The following is a 21,841-nucleotide window of genomic DNA, read 5'->3' as shown; positions in this document are numbered from 1 at the left end:
TCGCAGCCCGGCTGCGGCAAGATAAGCACATGAAAACGCTGTTTCCTATGCTGGTACCTTTGATGGTGCTGTCTTCTTGCGGACCACTTTCGCTTTACTACCGCGAAGGTGAAACCGTATCGCGCCTGCAAAAAGAGACCACTCAGTGCCAGCTGAAGGCGGTCAAAGAGGTGCCGGTAGCCAATCAGATCCGCCAAAGCCCGCCAACCTACTGGCCGGGGCGTACATATTGCGATGGCAGGGGTCATTGCTATCGATCACCCGGCTGGTGGCAGCCCGGCCGTGTTTATACCGTGGATGTGAATCAGGGCCTGCGCAACACGGTCGAAGCGCAATGCATGGCCCAGAAAGGGTTTCGACCCGTAAGCCTGCCGCCATGCAAGCAGAACGTAAAATCACGCGTGCCCGCAACGCGAACAACCACTTTGCCACCACTCAACAGCGCGTCGTGCTTTGTAAAATTCGATGACGGCTCATTTCAGATCATAACGCCTGGCCAGGCCGGCTGAGGCCGTGCGACCGGCAGATTATTCTGCCGGTTCGGGTTCATCGATTTGCGCCACGCGCGCACCGGATTTGTTCGAAGTCACCACGCCCAGAGATTTCAATTTCCGATGCAGGGCGCTGCGTTCCATGCCTACAAAGCTGGCCGTGCGGCTGATATTGCCGCCAAACCGGTTGATCTGTGTCAGCAGATATTCTCGCTCGAACGCCTCGCGGGCTTCGCGCAACGGCAAGGTGGCCAATGCGCCAGACAACACGACACGGCCTGAGTCTTCTGCCTTTTCTTCTTCGTTCGGCAACTCACGCGCCTCAATCGGGCCGGAGCCATCGCCAAGGATCAGAACCCGCTCGATCAGGTTTTTGAGCTGGCGCACGTTGCCGGGCCAGGTCATCGTCTGCAACAGCGCGACAGCCTCTTCCGAAAGTTCCCTGATCGGCAAACCCTGAGTTTCGTTGCACATCTCGATAAAGTGCTGCGCCAGAACCGGGATATCTTCGCGCCGATCTTCCAGTGACGGCACGGCAATCGGGACGACGTTCAAACGGTGGTACAGCTCTTCCCGGAACCGTTCAGCCGCGATTTCTTCGTCAAGATCCTTGCTTGTTGACGAGATCACGCGAAGGTCCACGCGCACCTTGTCACTGCCACCGACACGCTGGAACTGCTGATCCACCAGCACCCGCAGGATTTTTGATTGTGTCCCAAGGGGCATGTCGGCAACTTCGTCAAAATAGACCACGCCTCCATGCGCCTCTTCCAGCAAACCCGATTCCACGCCGCGTTCTGCCGATTCCCGGCCAAACAGCACCTCTTCCACACGTTCGGGTTCGATCCCCGCGCAGTTTACCGTGACAAATGGCGCGTTGGCACGATTTGAATGGGCATGGATATACCGTGCTGCAATCTCTTTGCCGGACCCAGCTGGGCCGCTTAGCATCACGCGGCCATTCGACTTGGTCACCTTGTCCAACTGCCCCTGCATGGCGCGGAACGCGGCGGATTTGCCGATCATGTCGGAATTGTTGACTTCTTTCCGCTTCAGAGACGCATTCTCGCGACGCAGGCGAGAGGTCTCCATCGCGCGGCGGATCACCACCATCAACTGGTCTATGTTGAACGGCTTTTCGATAAAATCATACGCGCCCTGCTTGATTGCGGCGACGGCAATTTCAATGTTGCCGTGGCCCGAAATGATCACCACCGGCACATCCGGGTTGTCGCGTTTCACCGCTTTCAGGATATCGATGCCATCCATGCGGCTGTCTTTCAGCCAGATATCCAGGATCAACAACCCCGGCGGTTCAGAGTTGATCGACGCCATGCACTCGTCCGAGTTGGCCGCCAGCCGGGTTGAATAGCCTTCGTCCTCCAGAATGTCGGACACCAGCTCGCGAATATCGCGTTCATCATCTACGATCAGAATGTCACTCATCTTTGGCCTGCTTTCAGTTTGTTGGTTCTAATTGCCTGCTTCTGTGGCGCTGCCGTTTGGGACACAGTAACCCCCGGCAATCGGATCACGGCCATCGCGCCAAAATGGTCCTGTCCGTCAAATACGGGCGCATCCTCGAGGGTCAGCGCGCCGCCATGCTCTTCAATGATCTTCTTGACGATGGGCAGGCCCAGCCCGGTCCCTTCGTCGCGTGTCGTTACATAGGGCTCAAACAGCCGTGCCCGATCCTCGGGCAGGCCGATCCCGTTGTCTGCAATGGTTATGACCGTACCCGCATCATCACTGGTAACCGTCACTTTGATCTGTGGCTGAAGGTTGTCGGGCGCCCCTTTTCCCTTAAGGGTTGCAATGGCTTCCCCGGCATTCTTGATCAGATTGGTAAGCGCCTGATTCAGCATGGTCGCATCCACATCGGCCATGATGGGCTGTTGCGGTAGATCGGCATCAATCTGCACATCCGGCTGCCCGGCCTGTTGCAGCAGGACCGCCTCATGCACCAGATCAACAAGGTTTTCTTCCCTGCGTTCTGGTTCAGGCATCCGTGCAAATTTCGAGAATTCATCCACGATGCGACGCAGGTCGTTGGTCTGCCGCACAATCACGTTCGTCATCGAATCCAGGCTGCTGCTGTCTTCCTCATCCAGTTTGCGCGAGAACTTGCGCTTGATCCGTTCCGCGCTCAGCTGGATCGGGGTCAGAGGGTTCTTGATCTCATGCGCGATGCGGCGGGCCACGTCACCCCAGGCCGCCATCCGTTGGGCGCTGACCAGATCTGTGACGTCATCGAAGGCAACCACATAACCTTCCAGGCCGCCATCTTCTCCGCGACGGATGGCCATGCGGACCAACAGGTTCTCAAGCCGCCCCTTGCGGGTCACTTTGATTTCGCCCTGAACGGCCTCTTGCCCGCTGTCCTTCAGACTTTCGAACAGGGGCAGAAATTCCGGCACCGCAATGCCGATGGCCAGATGCTGCTCGCCCCCGGTCCAATCCAGCAACCGCTCGGCCGAACGGTTCACGAATGTAATGCATCCTTCCGGGTCCACTCCAACGACACCCGAAGTGACCGAACTGAGCACCGAATCGAACAGACGGCGCCGGCTTTCAATTTGCCGCGTGTTCTCCAACAGCGTATCGCGCTGTCCTTTCAACTGCCGGGTCATCTGGTTGAAATACCGGCCCAGCATCGCGATTTCGTCGTCGCTGGCCTCTTCAATCACCTGGACGCTCAGATCACCGGCCCCAACCCGCTGCGCCGCGGTGGTCAACCGCCCCACGGGACGCGACAGCCGTTCCGCAAACCACATGCCCAGGGACATAGCCGCAAGGATCAGGATCAACGCAAAGCCCAGATACAACAGGCCGAACTCGAACAGCACCCTGCCCCGTTCGCTTTCCAGTTGCTGATAGAACTGTGCCGTTTCCTTGGTATCGTCAAGCAGCGTCAACAACTGCCCATCCACCTCGCGGCTGACATAGAGATAGCGATCCAGATAAGCCTTCAGAGGAACCAGCGCGCGGAACTCGTTGTTGGGCCAGTCGGCGATGATCAGCAGGCCCTTGTCGGTGGCTTCTGCAATCTGCTCGGGGGTTGGGGCTTCGTAGTTGAACAGGTAGGACCGGTCCCCGCGCGATTTGATTTCGCCACCACCGTCGATGACATAGGCTTCGCGCAGCCCCCGTTGAATCTGAGCTTGCCCCTGCGCCAGAACTTCGCGCAGTTCAGCGTCCGAGATATAGAAGTCCAGCGATCGGGCGTTGTCCAGATATCGCGCAAGAACAGACGCGTCTTGCGTTAACCCTCGGCGGTGTTCCTGTTCATACGCTTCTGCCGCCGTCAGCGAAGATCCCACAACCTGGCGAACGCGGTCGGAAAACCAGCCCTCAAGCCCGATATTGACGGTCAATCCGGCGAAAATCGCCACGGTCACGGTTGGAACCAGCGCCAGCAGAGTAAACGCCCCGATCAGGCGCAAATGCAGGCGCGAACCCGCCGATTTGGCCCGACGTGCGGCAATCAAGCTTCCAACCTGCCCAAGCACAAGTGCTGCAACAACCAGAACGTATACGAGATCGGCCAATAGAATCAGCCGCAAAGTCGGTGCCGTGGCGCCAAGATCGAAAGGACCGATGACAAGGTAGGTGGCCAGCGCCAGAACAGGCCCCATGAGAACCAGGCCAAACGTGCCAAAATTGCGCAGTTTCCGTGATTTACGCCATCGACTGATCGATGGGATCATCCCGCTCTGTGCTCGGGTTGCCACTGTCTGCCCTCATCCTGATGTGCCGCTTGCGCGGCTTACCGCCATATATCGTGATCTTTTCCCAACAGATGCCGGGATGCCACGGTTTGTGTGGCGATATTACATCAGTTTGCGTCGACGTGTCACCTGAATATCGAGATCCGTAATCTTTTTTCGCAACGTATTTCGGTTGATTCCCAGCAAATCGGCACATTTCGCCTGATTTCCGCCAGTTGCATCCAGCGCGATTTCGATCAGTGGCGCCTCAACTTCCCGCAAAATACGCTGATACAGGCCCGGGGGCGGCAGAATGTTGCCGTGCAGGTCAAAATACCTCCGCAGATGCCGCTCGACCGAGGTCGAAAGCTTTTCGCGCTCACCGCCGCTCAGGACCGGTTCCGCCTCTGGCTGGCTGCCAAGCACCGTTTCCACTTCGGCTTTCGTGATTTCATCAGCACGGCTGGTCAGACCCAACCGGCGCACGGCATTTTCCAGTTGCCGCACGTTCCCGGGCCAGGAATAGCGCCGCACCAGTTCCACCGCCTCGGGGCTGAGCCAGCGTTTAGTGCCGTTTTCCCGCTCTTCCCGAGCCAGAAAGTGCTCGGCCAGCAGCGGAATGTCATCCACCCTTTCACGCAGTGATGGAACGTGGATCGTCGCCCCGCACAAGCGATAATAAAGGTCCTGACGGATGCGCCCGTTCTCCATCCCTTCGGTCAGGTCTGATTGGCTGGTGGCCATGAAACGGGGAACGTGATCGCCCGGTGTGTCCATCATGCGGACGATGCGCGCCTGAACCTCATCTTCGATATCTGCGATTTCGTCTATCAACAGCGTACCGCCGCGAACCCGCGCCATTACACGGGCCGGGCCTTCCAGATCGCGCAATTCGGCAGCGGTGACAGTGACAAAGGGCAAGGTTCGACGGTCGGAAAAATCGTGAATGGCTCGGGCAATCAGTGACTTGCCCGTGCCGCTTTCACCGGAGATCATGACCGAGAGATCCGTGTTCATCACCCGGGCGACCAGCCGGTAAAGGGCCTGCATCACCGGTGTTCGCCCGACCAGAGGCAGTTCTTCGGGGCGCTCGCTTGTGCCCACGACCGGCTCTGGCTGGGCGCGTTGCTTCTGATCCAGCGCCCGCGCCGTCCGTTTCATCAGATCCGGCAGGTCGAAGGGTTTTGGCAGATAATCGTACGCATCCGCCTCTGTCGCCTGAATCGCCGTCATGATGGTGTTTTGTGCGGAGATCACGATCACCGGCAAACCGGGGCGGTCTTCGGCAATCTTCGGCAGCATCTCAAGACCGTTTCCATCTGGCATGACCACGTCGGAAATCACCACGTCCCCTTTCCCCTCGCCGACCCAGCGCATCAACGTGGTCAGTGATGAGGTCGCATGCACCTTGCACCCGGCACGCGTGAGGGCCTGTGTCAGAACAGTGCGGATCGTGCGATCGTCGTCCGCGACCAATACGGTGCCATCCATCAGGTGCTCTCCTTCTTGTCCTCGATTGCGTCTCGCGGCGCGCGGCGCAGCGACAGTTTGAATACCGTTCGCCCGGGCACGGATTCGGCCGAAATCCAGCCGTCATGGTCCGAGATGATCTTGCTGACCAGCGCCAGCCCCAGGCCGGTGCCGTTTTCCTTGCCGGATACGAAGGGATCAAAAATGTCGCCGCGGATGTCTTCTGGCAGGCCCGGACCATCATCGATGATCTCGATCTGCAAAGGCAGCGAATGCCCTGACCCGTCACTGCGACGCAACCGGAAGGAATGTTCGAAATAGGTCCGCAGGCGGATCGTTCCGCCCTGCGGTCCTGCCGCTTCGGACGCGTTCCTGAGCAGATTCAGGATCACCTGCAGAATCTGATCCGGGTCTCCGTAAGCCAGCGGCAGCGACGGGTCATAGTCTTCGACGATCGTCATGTCAGCGCCAAATCCCAACAATGCCGACCGTCTTGCGCGATCCAGCACATCGTGGATGTTGACCGGCTTGAAGTCAGGTTTCTGAAGGTTCCCGAATTGCTCGACCTGTTCCAGCAACTTCACGATCCGGCGGCTTTCGGCAACAATAAGGTCAGTCAGTTCAAGATCTTGCGGCGGTATATTCATGCTGAGCAACTGCGCCGCACCGGTGATCCCGGCCAGCGGATTCTTGATCTCGTGCGCCAGCATTTCTGCCATACCGATGGCGGATTGTGCCGCGGATTTGACGGTATTCCCGCGCGTCATCCGACCTGCCAGTTCACGAGGCGATATGATCATGATCATGGAGCGCGGATGCCCGACCAAAGGCGCAATCTGCAACGCGCATTGCAGTGGCGCTCGGCTACCCGACCCCACATCCACATCATTCACGAACAATGGCGTGCCCTGCCAGCGGGCGCGCTCGAACGCCTCTTCCAACGGCGCGTCCACGGCGATCTGATCCCACACTGGATGGCCGATCACCGATTTGCGCGACGCGTTCAGAAACCCCTCACCCGCAGCATTCACATCGGATATCCGATCCTGTTCATCAATAATGAACGCCGGAACCGGCAGCGAGTTCCAGATGCTGGCATCGGAATTCATGCCGCCACCTCGTCCGTGTCACTGAGCGCATCTGCCAACAGGCGCAGAACTTCCGCCGGATCGCGCGACGTCAGCACCGCCCGGCGCAAGGGCGCAGTCGTTGCGGATTGGTCCATGTACCATCCCAAGTGCTTGCGGGCGACACGCAGACCCAGATCAGTGCCATAGAAATCCAGCATCGACTGATAATGCGCACAAACCATATCAACCAGATCATGACCGGTCGGAATCTCGGGCGCCTCGGCCCCGTACAGGTCGTGGCAGACTTGCGCCAACACCCAGGGCTTGCCCTGGGCGCCACGACCGACCATCACCCCATCCGCGCCGGATTGGCGCAACGCGGTTCGGGCGGCGTCAGTGTCCACGATGTCTCCGTTCGCGATGACCGGGATCGATACGGCCTCTTTCACCGCCCGGATCGCCTTCCAATCGGCGTGACCCTTGTAGAACTGACAGCGTGTGCGGCCATGGATCGTGACCATCTGAATGCCCGCGTCCTGAGCGCGGCGTGCCACGTCGGGCGCGTTCAACAGAGTGTCGTCCCATCCCAGCCGGGTTTTCAGCGTCACCGGCAGATCGACCGCGCCCACAACGGCCTCGATCAGTGCAAGCGCGTGGTCCGGTGTTTTCAGCAGGGCCGAGCCGGAATAACCGTTTGTTACCTTCTTGGCGGGGCACCCCATGTTGATGTCGATCACACGCGCGCCACGGTCGGCCACCTGACGGGCCGCCTCGGCCATCCAATGGGCCTCGCGCCCGGCCAGTTGCACGGCGGTGTTTTCCACATCCGCGGACAGTTCGGCCCGTTCCCGCACGCCGGGCTTGGCCTGCACCATCTCTTGACTGGCGACCATTTCACTGACGACCATACCCGCGCCGAAACGCATCACCAGATCGCGAAACGGGCGGTCGGTGATTCCGGCCATGGGGGCCAGCAAAACAGGCGGTGCTATTTCCTTGTCGGCAAGGTGCAGTATCAACGTGCTTAATCCTTGGGCAGTTGTGGTTTTGATATCGTTTTCTGCGCATATGAACAACAAATCGACACGCAGCAAGCCCGCAAAATCATCATTTGCCTATTTTTTAATCACATGACCATGGGTGATTGCCTCTGCATTCACCGCCGCCTAAACAATGTCCACCACGAGGAGAGCGCGCACATATGACAACCGCCGCCATCATAGTCGCCGCCGGTCGCGGGTCGCGTGCCGGGGGTGGCGTGCCAAAGCAATGGCGCAGCCTTGCGGGCCGGCGGGTGGCCGATTGGACGATCGCGCGCTTTCGCGGACAGGTGGATCACATTGTTCTGGTGTTGTCCGACGAAGACAGCGCCGCATGGGAAGAATTCCGTGAAACCGAGCTGATCCTGGCTGCGGGCGGAACGGATCGCGCGGGATCGGTGCGCAATGGATTGGCTGCACTGGCCGACCGGAACGTACAGCGCGTTTTGATCCACGACGTTGCAAGGCCTTGCGTCACACCCCGCATCATCACCGACGTTCTGAACGCCCTGGAAACATGTCCGGCGGCGGCGCCCGGGCTGGCGGTGACCGATGCGCTGTGGGTTGGGCATGAACAGGCCGTGACCGGTACGCAGGATCGCAGCAACCTGTTCGCCGCGCAAACTCCGCAGGGGTTTCACTATGACACCATCACCGCCGCCCACGCCGCCCATCCGGGCGGCGCTGCGGATGATGTCGAGGTGGCCCGCGCCGCCGGCCTTGATGTCTGCATCATACCGGGCGATGCGGACAATCTGAAAATCACCCGACCCGAGGATTTTGCCCGGGCGGAACGCATAATGGGAACGGAAATGTATGTAAGGCTGGGCAACGGGTACGATGTGCACCGTTTTGGCGATGGGGATCATGTGATCCTTTGCGGTGTGAAAGTGCCACATGACCGCGGACTGCAAGGCCATTCGGATGCCGATGTCGGAATGCACGCGGTCACCGATGCGATCTATGGCGCACTGGCGCAGGGCGATATCGGGCAGCATTTCCCGCCTTCGGACCCGCAATGGAAAGGCGCCGCCAGCGAGATTTTCCTGCGCCACGCGGTCGAGCTGGCGGGGCAGATGGGATACCGTATCTCGAACGTCGATTGCACGCTGGTCTGCGAATATCCAAAGATTGGCCCTCATGCACCAGCCATGCGAGAAAAAATGTCTGAAATCATGGACCTGCGTGCAGATCAGGTTTCGGTCAAGGCGACAACGTCCGAGCGTCTGGGCTTCACCGGCCGCAGCGAGGGCATCGCCTCTTTGGCCACGGCATGTCTGGTGAAAGCATGAACGCGGCACAGATAATCGGGACTGTCGGTGGCGTTGGCTATTTGCGCCCTGCCCCGGGCACCTGGGGATCCCTGGTGGCCCTGCCGATGGCCTGGGTATTGCACACAATGGGTGGTTTCCCGTTGCTAGCCGTCGCAACGGTTGCGGTTTTTGTCGGCGGCCTCTGGGCCACAAGCGTGATGACCGAGGGTCAGGATGACCACGACCCGTCCGAAATCGTCATTGATGAGGTCGCAGGCCAGTTCATTGCGCTTTGGGCAATTTCCTATCCGTCCTGGGCGCATGGAGTCGACATTACCGCGCTCTGGCCCGGCTGGGTTGCCGGGTTCATCCTGTTTCGTCTATTCGACATCACCAAACCCGGCCCTGTCGGCTGGGCCGATCGCCGCGGCGATCCGATGGGCGTGATGCTGGATGACGTGATTGCAGGTATATTTGCAGCCATCGGAGTGATGGTTCTGGCAGGTATTGCACACGGAGTTCTGGGGCTATGAACGTGACAGACCTGCTGGACCGCGCCAAGGCGCAGGGCGTGATGATCGCCACCGCCGAAAGCTGCACCGGCGGCATGGTCGCTGCGGCCCTGACCGATATTCCCGGCAGCTCTGCGGTCGTGGATCGGGGTTTCGTCACCTACACCAACGAGGCCAAACAGGACATGCTGGGCGTTCGGGCCGAAACGCTGAACGCGCACGGTGCGGTGTCCGAACAGGTGGCCCGTGAAATGGCAGATGGCGCGCTGCGCAACTCACTGGCGCAACTTGCCGTCTCGATCACGGGAATTGCCGGGCCGGGCGGGTCCGAATTCAAACCCGAAGGGCGTGTTTGTTTCGGCTTGGCCGTCAAGGGACAGCCGACGCATGTTGAAACCGTCGAAGTCGGCGCACCCGGTCGCGATGCCGTGCGGCGCGCGGCGCGTGACCACGCCTTGACCCTGCTGTACACGGCCCTTTCCGCAGACGCCTAAACTTTCAGCACATGGCCAAAAAACCGCTTCTTTTGAAGTCAGTTGAAAAAAGGCTGCCAAAACAGGCACTTTTTTTCGCTTTGCCTCTTTTTTCTCCAACCGACGGTGGCTTGAAACAGCCCACACCGCTCACGCAGCGCCGATCCCTGCCCAGTTTCCACGGATCCGCGCACTCATTCGGAAGGGAGAATGGCCCATGAACGGAGCCGATACAGCCTGGATCATCGTTGCAACCACGTTGGTCCTTTTCATGACATTGCCAGGCCTCGCCCTGTTCTATGGCGGGCTCGTGCGTGCCCGAAATGTTCTCAGCGTTTTCATGCATTGCTTTGCCATTGCCTGTTTGATGAGCGTCCTGTGGCTGGTCGCAGGGTATTCCATCGCGTTCGGACCCGGTGAAAGCGGGCTTTGGGGTGGTTTGGGCAAGGCCTTTCTCAACGGCGTCGATGTGGACAGCCTTGCCGGAACCCTGCCCGAGATCCTGTTCTTCGCCTTCCAGATGACCTTTGCCATCATCACCCCGGCGTTGATCGTGGGCGCCTATGTCGAACGTGTGGGCTTTGGCTTTGTCCTGACTTTCTCGGCGCTGTGGATGCTGCTGTGCTATGCGCCCGTGGTGCACTGGATCTGGGGTGGCGGGATGCTGGCTGATGGCGGCATTCTGGGCGAGATCGGTGTGCGCGACTTTGCAGGCGGCATCGTGGTGCATGAAACCGCTGGTCTGGCAGCACTGATTGTCGCGGTCATCCTCGGGCCGCGTCGCAACCGCACCACTCCGCCGCACAACCCCGGTTATGTCATGGTCGGCGCCGCAATGCTGTGGGTCGGCTGGTTCGGTTTCAACGGTGGTTCGCAACTGGCCGCCGATGGCGGAGCGGCGATGGCCCTGACCGTCACGCACCTGTCCGCGGCTACAGCATCGCTAAGCTGGGCCCTGTGGGAGCGTATCCGCTTTGGCAAGGCCTCGATGGTCGGTCTGGTCACCGGCACAATCGCGGGTCTGGCCTCGATCACGCCCGCATCGGGTTTCGTCGGTCCGGTTCAGGCCCTGATCATTGGCGCGGTGGCCGGTGTTCTGTGTCAGGAAGCCGTCAGCATCGTGCGCAACAAGCTGAATATCGACGACACGCTGGATGTCTTCGCCGTGCATGGTGTCGGCGGTATTTTCGGCACGCTCATGATCGCCCTGTTTGGCCTTGGAACCTGGACCGCTCAGTTGGGCGGGCTCGTTATCGTGGGTGCCTTTACGGCAGTTGTCACGTTTGTGTTGGTCAAACTGGTTGCACAGATCACGCCACTTCGCGTAGACGCCGAGACCGAGACAAATGGCCTCGACCTCTCGGTACATGGCGAGCGGGCCTATGACATGAGCAGTTAAGCCCACCTTGGCTGCCCATCGCCCGTATGGGCAAAAGCGGACCTCTTGGGGGTCCGCTTTTCTTTTGTCCAATCCCTCTCGACTCCGGCCCAAGGGTCGGGCTATCAGCCCGCAACGTGTTTTCAGCCCCGAGGTTTGCGCCATGATCCCCAGTTCTTTTCCCGACAGCACCGAAATCGCCCGCCTGACCGCACGGATGCTGCTGGAGATCAAGGCCGTGCATTTCAACTCGCGGGAACCGTTCACGCTGGCCAGCGGGCTGCCCAGCCCGACCTATATCGACTGCCGCAAACTGATCTCGTATCCGCGCATCCGCTCGACCCTTATGGATTTCCTGACCGTTACGGTGATGCGGGAGGCTGGCTTTGAGGCATTCGACAACATCGCAGGCGGGGAAACGGCGGGCATCCCCTTTGCCGCCATGGTCGCCGAGCGCATGGCTCTGCCCATGACCTACGTGCGCAAGAAACCTAAGGGCTATGGCCGCAACGCCCGAATCGAGGGGGCGATGAGCGAAGGTGAGCGTGTGTTGCTGGTTGAAGACCTGACCACTGATGGCGGCTCGAAACTGTCCTTTGTCGATGCGATCCGCGAAACCGGTGCCACCTGCGGGCACACCGCCGTCATCTTCTACTATGGCATCTTCCCCGAGACCGAGAAAACGCTGGGTGATCATGGCGTCAAGCTGCACTCGCTCTGCACATGGTGGGATGTTCTGGCCGAGGCCAAGGCACAGAAAGCCTTTGATCAGGAAACACTTGAGGGTGTCGAAGCTTTCCTGAACGACCCGCGCGGATGGCAAGAGGCCAATAAACCAGCGTAAACCTCTTGTGGAAGGATTGGGGATAAACCCGAAAGAATCGGGCACCTCGCCACGATATGTGGTGACTTTTCCGACAATTCCTACATAATAAGCGATGCATATGCAGGCATCCAAGCGGTCTGGAAAGTTATCCCTAGGCTTTACCCCAAGTTAGTCACAGGTATTTCCAGATAGCTTGCGGTGACGTTTCGCGTGTAGAACCTCGGAACGGGCAGCGGGGACAAAATGAACGAGATCAGCAGTATCGAGCAGGCAGCGGCACAAATTCAGAACGCCGAAACCATGCCGCATTCCATTGAGGCCGAACAACAGCTTCTGGGTGCGATCCTGACCAATAACGACCTGTACGACCGGGTCGCCTCGATCATCGGGGCTGAACATTTCTATGATCCGGTCCATGCCCGGATTTACGAGGTGGCCTCGGCCCGTATTGCAAAGAATGCGCTCGCCTCGCCCGTGACGCTCAAATCATTCATGGCCGAGGATGAGGGCCTGAAGGAACTGGGCGGTCCCGCCTATCTGGTCAAACTGGCCGGCGCTTCGATCAGCGCATTCGCGGTGCACGACTATGCCCAGATGATCTATGACCTTGCCATCCGGCGCGAGCTGATCCGGCTGGGCCGCGACATCTCGGACAAGGCGGCGCGGGTCGATGTCTCGAGCGAGCCGAAAGAACAGATCGTCGAGGCCGAGCAGCAGCTTTATCAGCTGTCCGAGCAGGGCCAGACCGAGCAAGGCTTTCAGTCCTTCCTCAAGGCTGTTACCGAAGCCGTCAACGTCACCAACGAGGCCTACCAGCGCGGCGGCGGCATGGCCGGAATTTCCACCGGTCTGGCCGATCTGGACAAGCAATTGGGTGGGTTGCACCCGTCTGACCTGATCATTCTGGCCGGGCGTCCATCCATGGGTAAAACCTCGCTGGCGACCAACATCGCCTTCAACGTTGCCAAGGCCTACAAGCGCGGCACAAAGCCCGACGGCAGCGAAGGCGCGGTCGATGGCGGCGTTGTTGGCTTCTTCTCACTCGAGATGAGTGCGGAACAGCTTGCGGGCCGGGTTCTGGCGGAAGCCTCGGAGATTTCCAGCCACAAAATTCGTCAGGGCGACATGACCGAGGCCGAGTTCCGTCGTTTTGTGGATGCGGCGAAAGAGCTGGAAGCCTGTCCCCTGTTTATTGACGACACCCCTGCCTTGCCGATCTCGCAACTTGCCGCCCGGGCACGTCGGTTGAAACGAACGCACGGGCTGGACTTGCTGGTCATCGACTATCTACAGCTCTGCCGCGGCATGGCCGACAACCGGGTGAACGAAATCGCTGAGATTTCGATGGGCATGAAAGCTATCGCCAAGGAACTAAACATCCCGGTCATTGCTCTTTCACAGCTGTCGCGCCAGGTGGAAAACCGCGACGACAAGCGCCCGCAGCTGTCCGACCTGCGCGAATCCGGCTCGATCGAGCAGGACGCCGACGTTGTGATGTTTGTGTTCCGCGAGGAATACTACAAAGAGCGCGAAAAGCCCGGCGATCACGAACTGGAAAAGATGGAAGAGTGGAAGCAGGCGATGGAACGTCTGCACGGCAAGGCCGAAGTCATCGTCGGCAAGCAACGTCATGGCCCCATCGGCACGGTCGAGTTGTCGTTCGAAGCCCAATTCACCCGCTTTGGCAATCTGGTCAAACCCTGGCAACAGGGTGGTGAAATCGAGGGCTATTGATCGCGGACAGAACACCTGCCCCAGGTATGAAACGCCAAGCCCTTTGGTGTTTTTCCTGCCCGGTGTTAACGTGACGGTGACGTTCAACGCAACGCGCCAAACCCGCCCGGAGACCCACTGATTTGCCCGCGATCATATCGGAAATAAGATATCGCAACGGCCCGAACTTTGCTCCGGACGGAGATTTCATTGAAATCCGGGTTCCGACCGGAACCGACGTCACCGGCTTGCAGGTCGATGTTTACAACCCCAATGGCTCGGTGCGCAGTTCGACGGATGTCGACAATGGAACGATGACCACTGTGGGCGGGTTCGACTATTACGTGATTTCGGCGCGCATCAACCGGTTTGGGGCGGTCTCTCTTTCGGACAATGGTTCGGTCCTCAGCTTTGTATCCTTTGACTCGCAGGTGACTGCGACACAGGGACCGGCCAGCGGCCAGACCTCGACCCAGATCGGCAGCAACGGCACGGACGATACCGCGTCTCTGTCATCGAAGGACGGAGTGAACTTTGTTGAGGATCCCAATCCCAGCCCCGGCGCCCCCTGTTTTGTTTCGGACACCCTGATCCTGACGGACCGTGGCGAAATCAGCGTTCAGGATATCCGCCCCGGTGACAAAGTGATGACGACCGAAGGCAGCGCGGCCACCGTTCGGCTTGTTCTGTCCCGGTCATTGCGCCAGGCCGATCTGTTGAAATCACCCGAACTGCGCCCAGTCCGCATTACGGCCGGCGCCCTGGGGCACGGCCTGCCCCGCCGAGACCTGACGGTTTCGCGACAGCACCGAATGCTGGTCCGATCGGACATCGCGCAGCGCATGTTCGACACAAGAGACGTTTTGGTCTCGGCCATCCGGCTGACAGACCTGCCGGGCGTTTACGTGGATTACGATGCGACGCAGGTGGTTTATCATCACGTTGTCTGTGACCGTCACGTGGTTCTTTTTGCCGAAGGCGCGCCAAGTGAAAGCCTGTTCACCGGCCCCGAAGCCCTCAAATCCCTTCCGCCCGAAGCGTTGCACGAGCTGTTGCAGATTTTTCCCGATCTCGACTGCAATAAGGATATGGACCCTGCCTTCTATATCCCCAGCGGCAGGCGACAGAAAAAGCTGGTGGCCCGACATGTCCGAAACAGCAAGGCGATCATAGATGAGGCTCTGTTCTAGGCTGTGGAACCAAGGCCATCGACCAAAGCGAAAAAACCGATCCCGCCTACCACAGCAATGGATTGTTCAGCGCGGAAACGCATCGCGACGGGCCTTTCATCGGTTTCAGGTCAAAACCGTCCAGCGCCTGTCCCAACCAGCCGTGCGGATGGCTTAGTTTCAGCGGTGGCTGGGCAGTATCCTCGGTGATCTGCACAAAACCCGTTTTGCAATAATAGGCCGGGTCGCCATAGGTCAGTGCCACATCCACACCTGCAGCCCGCAAGCGATCCAGACCATAGGAAATCAGCGCCTGTCCAATACCTGTTTTTTGCCTGTCCGTTTGCACGGCCATCGGCGACAGGATGAACACATTGCGCGTATCCTGCGAAAACGTCATCCGGGAAAAGATGGCACAGCCAAGCAGCTCGTGATCCTGTTGAGCCGTGCACACCAGGATATCTTCAGGCGGCGTGCTGTTGAGCAATTCACGTACGAAACCACCTATTGCCGCCCCTTCCTCTGGCCCTTCCGATGCGGAAAAAACGTCTGCAAAAAGACGGATGATCTCTGACGGGTCCCGAGTCAAACCGGTAGAAAAATCCATGGCTCCCTCATGAGTTGACGCTGCGCCCGGTCTTTGCCGGAACCGAACGATCCGGTTCCCAGGATCGCTTTAACGTTGATGTGAAGACAATCCCCAAAACCTGCAACCATGGCGGAATGCTGCCATTTCTTCTGGTTTTATGGCGTTTTCCGTAACAACAGACCAAACACCAACATAAACCGACAGGTAAATGCGCCATTCCCTCTTGACCTTGGACGGCGCAATGTCATGAACAGTGCCATGAGTACTGCACGTTTGACGATCAAACTTCAGGCGCTCGCCAGCAATTGGCGGGCGCTCGACGCGAAAACCGGGGTCGAAACCGGCGCCGTGGTCAAGGCCGATGCCTATGGGCTGGGTGCCGGGCCCGTCAGCGATACGCTGGCCGAGGAAGGCGTTCGCAAGTTTTTTGTGGCGGCCGCAGAAGAAGGCGCCGCTGTCCGCAATGCGGTCGGCCCCGGCCCGATGATCGGAGTCTTTTCCGGCCATATGGAGGGCGACACAGACCTTCTGCGCGCCAACGACCTGACGCCGCTGATCAACTCGGGCGAGCAGTATCAGCGCCATATGGAGGCCCTGCCCGACCATCCCTTTGGCATTCAGCTGGACAGTGGCATGAACCGGCTGGGGCTGGAACCCGCCGACTGGGCCGAACTACGCCAAAGGGCCGAGGCCCTGAACCCAGCCGTTGTTATGTCTCATCTGGCCTGCTCGGACGAGCCGGACCATCCGATGAACCGGCAGCAGCTCAAAACCTTCCGCGAGATGACCGACGGCATCGCCGCGCCGCGTTCTTTGGCTGCGACCGGCGGTATGCTTTTGGGGCCCGAGTTCCATTTCGATTTCTGCCGCCCGGGCATCGGCCTGTATGGCGGCCTGCCCTTTGCGGATGCCAAACCCGTTGTCACCGTCGATCTGCCTGTCATTCAGGTGCGCAGATTGGCCGTGGGCGAAACCGTTGGTTACGGCAACAGTTGGGTGGCGCGCCGGCCGTCCCGTATCGCCACCGTCGCGGCCGGGTATGCGGACGGCCTGCATCGCGCCATCGGGGGCGGCATCGACGCCTTCGCCGGAAATCAGCCCTGCCCGGTTGTTGGCCGTATCTCGATGGACCTGATCACGGTGGACGTAACAGACCTGCCCAAAGACCCGGAACGCCTGCGTATCCTGAATGGCCATCAGACCGTCGATGACCTGGCCGAAGCTGCCGGTACAATTGGCTATGAAATCCTCACATCAATGGGCAATCGCTATTCGCGGGGCTATGTGGAATGAACCCGCTCACCGCGCTCGGAGGTCTGGGCCGCACAGTTCTTAGCCTGCTTGCGGCCTTTGGCCGGGTGGCACTGTTCGCGCTTGATGCGATTTCGCATATTCTGCGCCCCCCCTTCTATCCGCGCGAATTTGGCATGGCTCTGCTGAACATCGGCTGGCTGTCTCTGCCGGTCGTCGGCCTGACCGCGATTTTCACCGGCGGTGCGCTAGCGTTGCAGATCTACGCTGGCGGCGCGCGTTTCAACGCCGAAGCGGTGGTGCCCCAGATCGTCGCCATCGGCATGGTGCGAGAGCTCGGCCCGGTTCTTGTCGGCCTGATGATTGCCGCCCGCGTGACATCCTCGATCGCGGCCGAGATCGCCACGATGAAAGTGACCGAACAGATCGACGCGCTGGTCACGCTGTCCACGCATCCGATGAAATACCTCACCGCCCCGCGGGTTCTGGCCGCCCTGATCACAGTGCCGGCTTTGGTGGCAGTGGGTGACATCATCGGAATTGCCGGCGGCTACACCGTCGCCACGCAAAATCTGGGCTTCAACCCGGCCGCCTATCTGAAAAACACGGTCGATTTCCTTGAAACCCGCGACATCGTCTCGTCGCTGGTCAAAGGCGCGGCTTTTGGTCTGATCGCGGCGATCATGGGCTGTTACTACGGCATGAATTCCGGCCGTGGCGCACAAGGCGTGGGCCGCGCCACCAAAGGCTCGGTCGAGGCCGCGGCGGTGTTGATCCTGGCCGCAAACTTCGTTCTCACAGGGGTATTCTTCTCGCTATGATCCGGATGGAGAACGTACATAAGGCCTTTGGCGACAACCACGTGCTGCAAGGCATGAACCTTGAGATCCCCAAAGGCACCTCGATGGTCATCATCGGCGGTTCGGGCACCGGAAAATCGGTCGCGCTGAAATGCATTCTGGGCCTGATCAAACCCGACAGCGGCATGATCTATGTGGACGGCAAAGACGCCAGCAAGGGCGACCGAGATGCCTTTCTGGCCCGGTTCGGGATGCTGTTTCAGGGCGCGGCCCTGTTTGATTCACTGACCGTCTGGCAGAACGTCGCCTTCCGCCTGCTGCGTGGTTCTCTGAAACGTCCGACCGAGGAAGCCCGCGAAATCGCCATCGACAAACTGCGCCGCGTGGGTCTGAAATCCGACGTGGCCGACCGCTTTCCGGCCGAGTTGTCAGGCGGCATGCAAAAACGCGTGGGCCTTGCCCGCGCCATCGCCGCCGAGCCCGAGATCATCTTTTTCGACGAACCCACCACCGGTCTTGACCCGATCATGTCCGGCGTCATCAACGATCTGATCCGCGAAATCGTGACCGAGATGGGCGCCACCGCGATGACCATCACCCACGACATGAGTTCCGTCCGCGCGATTGCCGACAACGTGGCCATGCTGCACGGTGGTGTCATCCAGTGGACCGGCCCGGTCAGCCAGATGGACGCCTCGTGTGATCCCTATGTGGAGCAGTTCATCAGTGGGAGCGCAGAGGGGCCGATTGAGGCGGTGCGGTAGTAGATTTTCCGGACGGTCGAATAGTGAAACCTACACTATTTTGCTCCTGAGTCTTCGCTTTCACGCGAATGGGCTGAGACCCTTTTAAGCAGTAAAAAAATTGTCCAAGGTATCAATAACGGAAACAACCAAACCGCATATGGAACAAGGTGTACAGATCTGCTTTCTAGGTAGAATTCTGGTTCGTAAACAACATAGTAAATCAATACAGTTTCCGTAATAGCAACGATTAAGAATACCTTATAGATTCCTCTGCTTTCAGGAACTTCTTTGAAAAAACGGACTATTTGCGACACACTTGGCATTGCCTAAGCCACCCAACTTTGAATGCTAACTTGTCAGATATCTTACACTTACATCATACAGCGCAAACCTGATCTGGCTATGCTCTGACCAATCACGGCAGAGTTAAGTGATACTTGATACGTATTAATGGCTTAGCTAGGTGTCCTAAATGACCCTCCGCTTCGCCACCCTCTCGCTCCTGATCCTCTACCCCATCGCGTGGTTCGCCCCGCTGATGCGCGCGGGGTTCCTGCCGATCTTTGGCCTCAGCGAAATCAGTGTCATCACCGGCCTCCAGTCGCTTTGGAAATCCGACGTTTTCCTCGCCCTGATCGTCACCATCTTCGCCCTCTTCGCCCCCTACATCAAAACCATCGGCACCGCGCTGATCCAATGGAACCTGCTGGATGCCCGCGTCCAGCCTGCGCTCAGCATCCTCGGCAAACTGGCCATGGCGGACATTTTCCTGATCGCGCTTTACATCACATTGGCCAAGGGCATCTCATACGCCACCGTTGAGACCGCATGGGGTCTCTACCTGTTCACGGCCTGCATTCTGGCCTCCATCGTGCTTGGCCATATTACAGAGATGACATCCACTTCACGAAAAGCTCAGACCTAATTGATTGAAAACACAAATCTAAGTATCATCTTTATATTTCGAGCAGCAGTGTTTTGTAGTTTTCGGGTCCGCAGCGGATCGCACGCAATCGTTAGATTACCTTCCGCTTTGGCCCGGTGTGTACCGGTTTGAGAAGGAGATCGACGATCATGGCCGCCCTCCGCAGTATTACATTGCAATTTCAGAATGCCTTTTTAAGACTGACTTTTTTCCTGATCTGTTTGGCGGCCTTATTGGCCGTTTCAGCCACACTGTTATCCGCTTTTGGCGTATTGCCCTGGCTTTCTATGCAGGCCGGATTTGGCGAGGCACCAGCAAAGGATGCCGGCATGTTCATCCAGATTGGCCTGACAGCGCTGATTCTCATGCTGGCGTTTTACCTGCCGGCAAATGCCCGAATGATGGCGCTGGAAAACAACCACCGCAAATTTGCGCTCAATATGCAGGACATCGCGGACGCGTACCAAATGGCCCATGCCGCCGATCGCGGCGGGCTGTTCATGATGTCGTCCGAGTTTGACGCCGTCAAGGAACGCATGGGGTTTCTGCGCCAGCACCCCGACCTGCAATCGCTCGAGCCCGAGATCCTGGAACTGGCCGCGCAGATGAGCCAGATCAGTCAGGAACTGGCCCGGACCTATGGCGATGCGCAGGTCGAACGCGCGCGGATGTTCCTGCAACAACGGCAGGAAGAGATCGAACTGTTTCAACAACGTCTGGAAGAGGCGCAGGTCATCCAGAACGAATTGCGTCAATGGACGCGGGATGTGGAAATGGAAGAGACGATCGCCAGGTCGCAACTTACCCGCCTGCGGGATGAGCTGTTCGAGCTTCTGCCCGAATTGTCGACCCAACTGCACACACCGCGCAACAATGGCGCCTCAAAGGCGTCCAGCGTGGTTGCAATGTCGCCCCTTCGACCGGCGGAATAGGCGCGCCAGCGCCCGCTTCGGGCGATGGCCCAACCGGGCCTGAGGCCGCAGCGCGCCATCGGCGGTGAGGAAAGCCCGCAAGGGCTTGAAGAACCGCCCAAGCTCGGGCACCAAGTGCGTCATGGCAAAGACGACATCCTTCTCCTGCTCGGCCTGCGGTGCGACGCATACAAGATGGTCCGGACGCTGCGACGGTTGCGGCGAATGGAACACCATTGTTCAGGACGCGCCCATATCGACTGGCCCGGCCAGAAAATCCCTCGGCGGCAAACGCGGCCAGTCCATCGCACTCACGGATTTGTCCACCGAGGAAACACCGCCGCCCCGCACCCTCTGCGGGGTCGAGGAGCTGGACCGCGTCTTGGGCGGCGGGCTGGTCCCGGCCTCCGCCCTTTTGGTGGGCGGAGACCCCGGCATCGGGAAATCCACCCTGCTGCTGCAAGCCGCAGCGCGTTTTGCGCGTGCTGGCGTGAAAACCATCTATGTCTCGGGCGAAGAAGCCAGCGCACAGGTTCGTATGCGCGCGCGTCGTTTGGGGCTTGAGGACGCCCCCGTTCAACTCGCTGCCGAAACCAACCTGCGCGACATCCTCACGACGCTGGAGGCCGAAAAACCGGGCCTGGCCATCATCGATTCGATTCAGACGATGTGGGCAGACAATGTCGACAGCGCACCCGGTTCCGTATCACAAGTCCGGGCCGCCGCCCATGAACTGACCACGTTTGCGAAACGGCACGGTGTTTCGATCATCATGGTTGGCCACGTCACCAAGGAAGGCCAGATCGCGGGCCCTCGTGTGGTCGAACACATGGTTGATACCGTCCTATATTTCGAGGGCGAGCGCGGCCACCAGTTCCGCATCCTGCGCGCGGTCAAGAACCGCTTTGGGCCAGCGGACGAAATCGGCGTATTCGAGATGACCGGCAAGGGTCTGGCGCAAGTGACCAACCCCTCGGCCCTGTTCCTGTCCGAACGTGGCAGGCCAAGCCCCGGCTCTGCTGTTTTTGCGGGCATTGAAGGCACCCGTCCCGTGCTGGTCGAATTGCAGGCTCTGGTCGCACCCTCGCCCCACTCACAGCCCCGCCGCACCGTTGTTGGGTGGGACAGCGGGCGGTTGGCAATGATCCTTGCGGTGCTCGAGGCCCGCTGCGGCATTCCTTTTGCCGGGCTCGACGTCTATCTCAACGTTGCCGGAGGTCTGAAAGTCAGCGAACCCGCCGCCGATCTGGCTGTGGCTGCCGCCCTTCTCAGTGCCCGAGAAGACACAGCATTGCCCGCCGACACCGTCGTATTCGGAGAAATCTCGCTGTCCGGGGCACTTAGACCGGCCCCACAGACCGAAAACAGGTTGAAAGAAGCGCAAAAACTTGGTTTCACGGCGGCAATTGCTCCGGCTGGTGGCAAAACCGGCACTGTGGCAGGTCTGACACTCACCCGACCCTCTGATTTGGTGGGGTTTGTTGGCGAAACCTTCGGAGCAGGTTAAAGTCGCGCCT

The 21,841-nt window shown here is 59.3% G+C and carries 21 protein-coding genes; 14 read left to right on the top strand and 7 right to left on the bottom strand.

Going from position 1 to position 21,841, the window contains the following annotated elements; translation table 11 throughout:
- The first annotated feature begins 29 nt into the window (after positions 1 to 29).
- On the top strand, positions 30 to 509 hold the full coding sequence (locus GS612_RS06090) for a hypothetical protein (protein WP_171639397.1): 480 nt from the start codon (positions 30 to 32) through the stop codon (positions 507 to 509).
- An 18-nt stretch (positions 510 to 527) separates the two neighbouring features.
- Here the strand turns inward: GS612_RS06090 and GS612_RS06085 are convergent, their stop codons facing one another.
- The 5 genes from GS612_RS06085 to dusB form a co-directional block, all read right to left on the bottom strand.
- The gene (locus GS612_RS06085; protein WP_152458151.1) at positions 528 to 1,937 is read right to left on the bottom strand and encodes a sigma-54 dependent transcriptional regulator; all 1,410 of its coding nucleotides are present in this window, start codon (positions 1,935 to 1,937) and stop codon (positions 528 to 530) included.
- Entirely contained in the window at positions 1,934 to 4,198 is a 2,265-nt protein-coding gene (locus GS612_RS06080) for a PAS domain-containing sensor histidine kinase (RefSeq protein WP_171639983.1), read from the bottom strand. Before GS612_RS06080 ends, GS612_RS06085 begins: the two co-directional genes overlap by 4 nt.
- Positions 4,199 to 4,321: 123 nt before the next feature.
- On the bottom strand, positions 4,322 to 5,689 hold the full coding sequence (locus GS612_RS06075) for a response regulator (RefSeq protein ID WP_171639396.1): 1,368 nt from the start codon (positions 5,687 to 5,689) through the stop codon (positions 4,322 to 4,324).
- Entirely contained in the window at positions 5,689 to 6,777 is a 1,089-nt protein-coding gene (locus tag GS612_RS06070) for a nitrogen regulation protein NR(II) (RefSeq protein ID WP_171639395.1), read from the bottom strand. Before GS612_RS06070 ends, GS612_RS06075 begins: the two co-directional genes overlap by 1 nt.
- Positions 6,774 to 7,757, bottom strand: a complete 984-nt coding sequence (gene dusB / locus GS612_RS06065) for a tRNA dihydrouridine synthase DusB (protein ID WP_256367743.1) — start codon at positions 7,755 to 7,757, stop codon at positions 6,774 to 6,776. The genes GS612_RS06070 and dusB overlap by 4 nt, the downstream gene beginning before the upstream one ends.
- Positions 7,758 to 7,939: 182 nt before the next feature.
- Between dusB and GS612_RS06060 the strand changes: the two genes are divergently transcribed.
- The 7 genes from GS612_RS06060 to GS612_RS06030 all read left to right on the top strand — a co-directional run bounded on the left by GS612_RS06060 (position 7,940) and on the right by GS612_RS06030 (position 15,123).
- Positions 7,940 to 9,070: a bifunctional 2-C-methyl-D-erythritol 4-phosphate cytidylyltransferase/2-C-methyl-D-erythritol 2,4-cyclodiphosphate synthase gene (locus GS612_RS06060; RefSeq protein ID WP_171639393.1), complete on the top strand. Its 1,131-nt coding sequence runs from the start codon at positions 7,940 to 7,942 to the stop codon at positions 9,068 to 9,070.
- Positions 9,067 to 9,564 (top strand): phosphatidylglycerophosphatase A, encoded by a 498-nt coding sequence (locus tag GS612_RS06055; protein ID WP_171639981.1) that lies wholly within the window; start codon positions 9,067 to 9,069, stop codon positions 9,562 to 9,564. The genes GS612_RS06060 and GS612_RS06055 overlap by 4 nt, the downstream gene beginning before the upstream one ends.
- Positions 9,561 to 10,037: a CinA family protein gene (locus GS612_RS06050; protein WP_171639392.1), complete on the top strand. Its 477-nt coding sequence runs from the start codon at positions 9,561 to 9,563 to the stop codon at positions 10,035 to 10,037. The genes GS612_RS06055 and GS612_RS06050 overlap by 4 nt, the downstream gene beginning before the upstream one ends.
- Before the next feature lie 196 nt (positions 10,038 to 10,233).
- The gene (locus tag GS612_RS06045) at positions 10,234 to 11,415 is read left to right on the top strand and encodes an ammonium transporter (protein ID WP_171639391.1); all 1,182 of its coding nucleotides are present in this window, start codon (positions 10,234 to 10,236) and stop codon (positions 11,413 to 11,415) included.
- A gap of 142 nt (positions 11,416 to 11,557) precedes the next feature.
- Entirely contained in the window at positions 11,558 to 12,238 is a 681-nt protein-coding gene (locus GS612_RS06040; protein WP_171115637.1) for an orotate phosphoribosyltransferase, read from the top strand.
- Positions 12,239 to 12,463: 225 nt separating this feature from the next.
- The gene (locus GS612_RS06035; protein ID WP_171167861.1) at positions 12,464 to 13,954 is read left to right on the top strand and encodes a replicative DNA helicase; all 1,491 of its coding nucleotides are present in this window, start codon (positions 12,464 to 12,466) and stop codon (positions 13,952 to 13,954) included.
- Positions 13,955 to 14,076: 122 nt separating this feature from the next.
- The gene (locus tag GS612_RS06030; protein WP_171228207.1) at positions 14,077 to 15,123 is read left to right on the top strand and encodes a Hint domain-containing protein; all 1,047 of its coding nucleotides are present in this window, start codon (positions 14,077 to 14,079) and stop codon (positions 15,121 to 15,123) included.
- A 46-nt stretch (positions 15,124 to 15,169) separates the two neighbouring features.
- Here the strand turns inward: GS612_RS06030 and GS612_RS06025 are convergent, their stop codons facing one another.
- Complete coding sequence (locus GS612_RS06025) at positions 15,170 to 15,709, bottom strand: GNAT family N-acetyltransferase (RefSeq protein WP_171639390.1); 540 nt, start codon at positions 15,707 to 15,709, stop codon at positions 15,170 to 15,172.
- 240 nt (positions 15,710 to 15,949) lie between these two features.
- Between GS612_RS06025 and alr the strand changes: the two genes are divergently transcribed.
- The 4 genes from alr to GS612_RS06005 all read left to right on the top strand — a co-directional run bounded on the left by alr (position 15,950) and on the right by GS612_RS06005 (position 19,413).
- Entirely contained in the window at positions 15,950 to 16,984 is a 1,035-nt protein-coding gene (alr, locus tag GS612_RS06020) for an alanine racemase (protein ID WP_171639389.1), read from the top strand.
- Positions 16,981 to 17,763, top strand: coding sequence for an ABC transporter permease (locus GS612_RS06015; RefSeq protein ID WP_152458163.1), 783 nt, complete (start codon positions 16,981 to 16,983; stop codon positions 17,761 to 17,763). The genes alr and GS612_RS06015 overlap by 4 nt, the downstream gene beginning before the upstream one ends.
- Entirely contained in the window at positions 17,760 to 18,506 is a 747-nt protein-coding gene (locus GS612_RS06010) for an ABC transporter ATP-binding protein (protein WP_171639388.1), read from the top strand. The genes GS612_RS06015 and GS612_RS06010 overlap by 4 nt, the downstream gene beginning before the upstream one ends.
- Positions 18,507 to 18,960: 454 nt before the next feature.
- Entirely contained in the window at positions 18,961 to 19,413 is a 453-nt protein-coding gene (locus tag GS612_RS06005; RefSeq protein ID WP_171639387.1) for a paraquat-inducible protein A, read from the top strand.
- Between the two features lie 181 nt (positions 19,414 to 19,594).
- On the opposite strand, the gene GS612_RS20505 is transcribed toward GS612_RS06005, so the two are convergent.
- Entirely contained in the window at positions 19,595 to 19,750 is a 156-nt protein-coding gene (locus tag GS612_RS20505) for a hypothetical protein (RefSeq protein WP_253283784.1), read from the bottom strand.
- Here GS612_RS20505 and GS612_RS06000 point away from each other — a divergent pair.
- Positions 19,743 to 20,345, top strand: coding sequence for a DNA repair protein (locus GS612_RS06000; RefSeq protein WP_253286103.1), 603 nt, complete (start codon positions 19,743 to 19,745; stop codon positions 20,343 to 20,345). The genes GS612_RS20505 and GS612_RS06000 overlap by 8 nt on opposite strands.
- 121 nt (positions 20,346 to 20,466) lie before the next feature.
- On the top strand, positions 20,467 to 21,831 hold the full coding sequence (gene radA / locus GS612_RS05995; protein WP_152458168.1) for a DNA repair protein RadA: 1,365 nt from the start codon (positions 20,467 to 20,469) through the stop codon (positions 21,829 to 21,831).
- Positions 21,832 to 21,841: the final 10 nt, after the last annotated feature.

Origin of the sequence: Ruegeria sp. HKCCD6157, assembly GCF_013110685.1 — a bacterium.
Classification (GTDB): domain Bacteria; phylum Pseudomonadota; class Alphaproteobacteria; order Rhodobacterales; family Rhodobacteraceae; genus Ruegeria.
This window is presented reverse-complemented; position numbering and strand designations above follow the sequence as displayed.

Bases quoted from the DNA above. Each gene is read 5' to 3' on its own strand.
- GS612_RS20505 (WP_253283784.1), bottom strand. From the start codon at position 19,750: ATGAACATGCCGGCATCCTTTGCTGGTGCCTCGCCAAATCCGGCCTGC.
- GS612_RS06050 (WP_171639392.1), top strand. From the start codon at position 9,561: ATGAACGTGACAGACCTGCTGGACCGCGCCAAGGCGCAGGGCGTGATG.
- GS612_RS06090 (WP_171639397.1), top strand. From the start codon at position 30: ATGAAAACGCTGTTTCCTATGCTGGTACCTTTGATGGTGCTGTCTTCT.
- alr (WP_171639389.1), top strand. From the start codon at position 15,950: ATGAGTACTGCACGTTTGACGATCAAACTTCAGGCGCTCGCCAGCAAT.
- GS612_RS06025 (WP_171639390.1), bottom strand. From the start codon at position 15,709: ATGGATTTTTCTACCGGTTTGACTCGGGACCCGTCAGAGATCATCCGT.
- GS612_RS06040 (WP_171115637.1), top strand. From the start codon at position 11,558: ATGATCCCCAGTTCTTTTCCCGACAGCACCGAAATCGCCCGCCTGACC.
- GS612_RS06015 (WP_152458163.1), top strand. From the start codon at position 16,981: ATGAACCCGCTCACCGCGCTCGGAGGTCTGGGCCGCACAGTTCTTAGC.
- GS612_RS06000 (WP_253286103.1), top strand. From the start codon at position 19,743: ATGTTCATCCAGATTGGCCTGACAGCGCTGATTCTCATGCTGGCGTTT.
- GS612_RS06060 (WP_171639393.1), top strand. From the start codon at position 7,940: ATGACAACCGCCGCCATCATAGTCGCCGCCGGTCGCGGGTCGCGTGCC.
- GS612_RS06075 (WP_171639396.1), bottom strand. From the start codon at position 5,689: ATGGATGGCACCGTATTGGTCGCGGACGACGATCGCACGATCCGCACT.
- GS612_RS06010 (WP_171639388.1), top strand. From the start codon at position 17,760: ATGATCCGGATGGAGAACGTACATAAGGCCTTTGGCGACAACCACGTG.
- GS612_RS06035 (WP_171167861.1), top strand. From the start codon at position 12,464: ATGAACGAGATCAGCAGTATCGAGCAGGCAGCGGCACAAATTCAGAAC.
- GS612_RS06005 (WP_171639387.1), top strand. From the start codon at position 18,961: ATGACCCTCCGCTTCGCCACCCTCTCGCTCCTGATCCTCTACCCCATC.
- GS612_RS06085 (WP_152458151.1), bottom strand. From the start codon at position 1,937: ATGAGTGACATTCTGATCGTAGATGATGAACGCGATATTCGCGAGCTG.
- GS612_RS06080 (WP_171639983.1), bottom strand. From the start codon at position 4,198: ATGATCCCATCGATCAGTCGATGGCGTAAATCACGGAAACTGCGCAAT.
- GS612_RS06070 (WP_171639395.1), bottom strand. From the start codon at position 6,777: ATGAATTCCGATGCCAGCATCTGGAACTCGCTGCCGGTTCCGGCGTTC.
- radA (WP_152458168.1), top strand. From the start codon at position 20,467: ATGGCAAAGACGACATCCTTCTCCTGCTCGGCCTGCGGTGCGACGCAT.
- GS612_RS06055 (WP_171639981.1), top strand. From the start codon at position 9,067: ATGAACGCGGCACAGATAATCGGGACTGTCGGTGGCGTTGGCTATTTG.
- GS612_RS06045 (WP_171639391.1), top strand. From the start codon at position 10,234: ATGAACGGAGCCGATACAGCCTGGATCATCGTTGCAACCACGTTGGTC.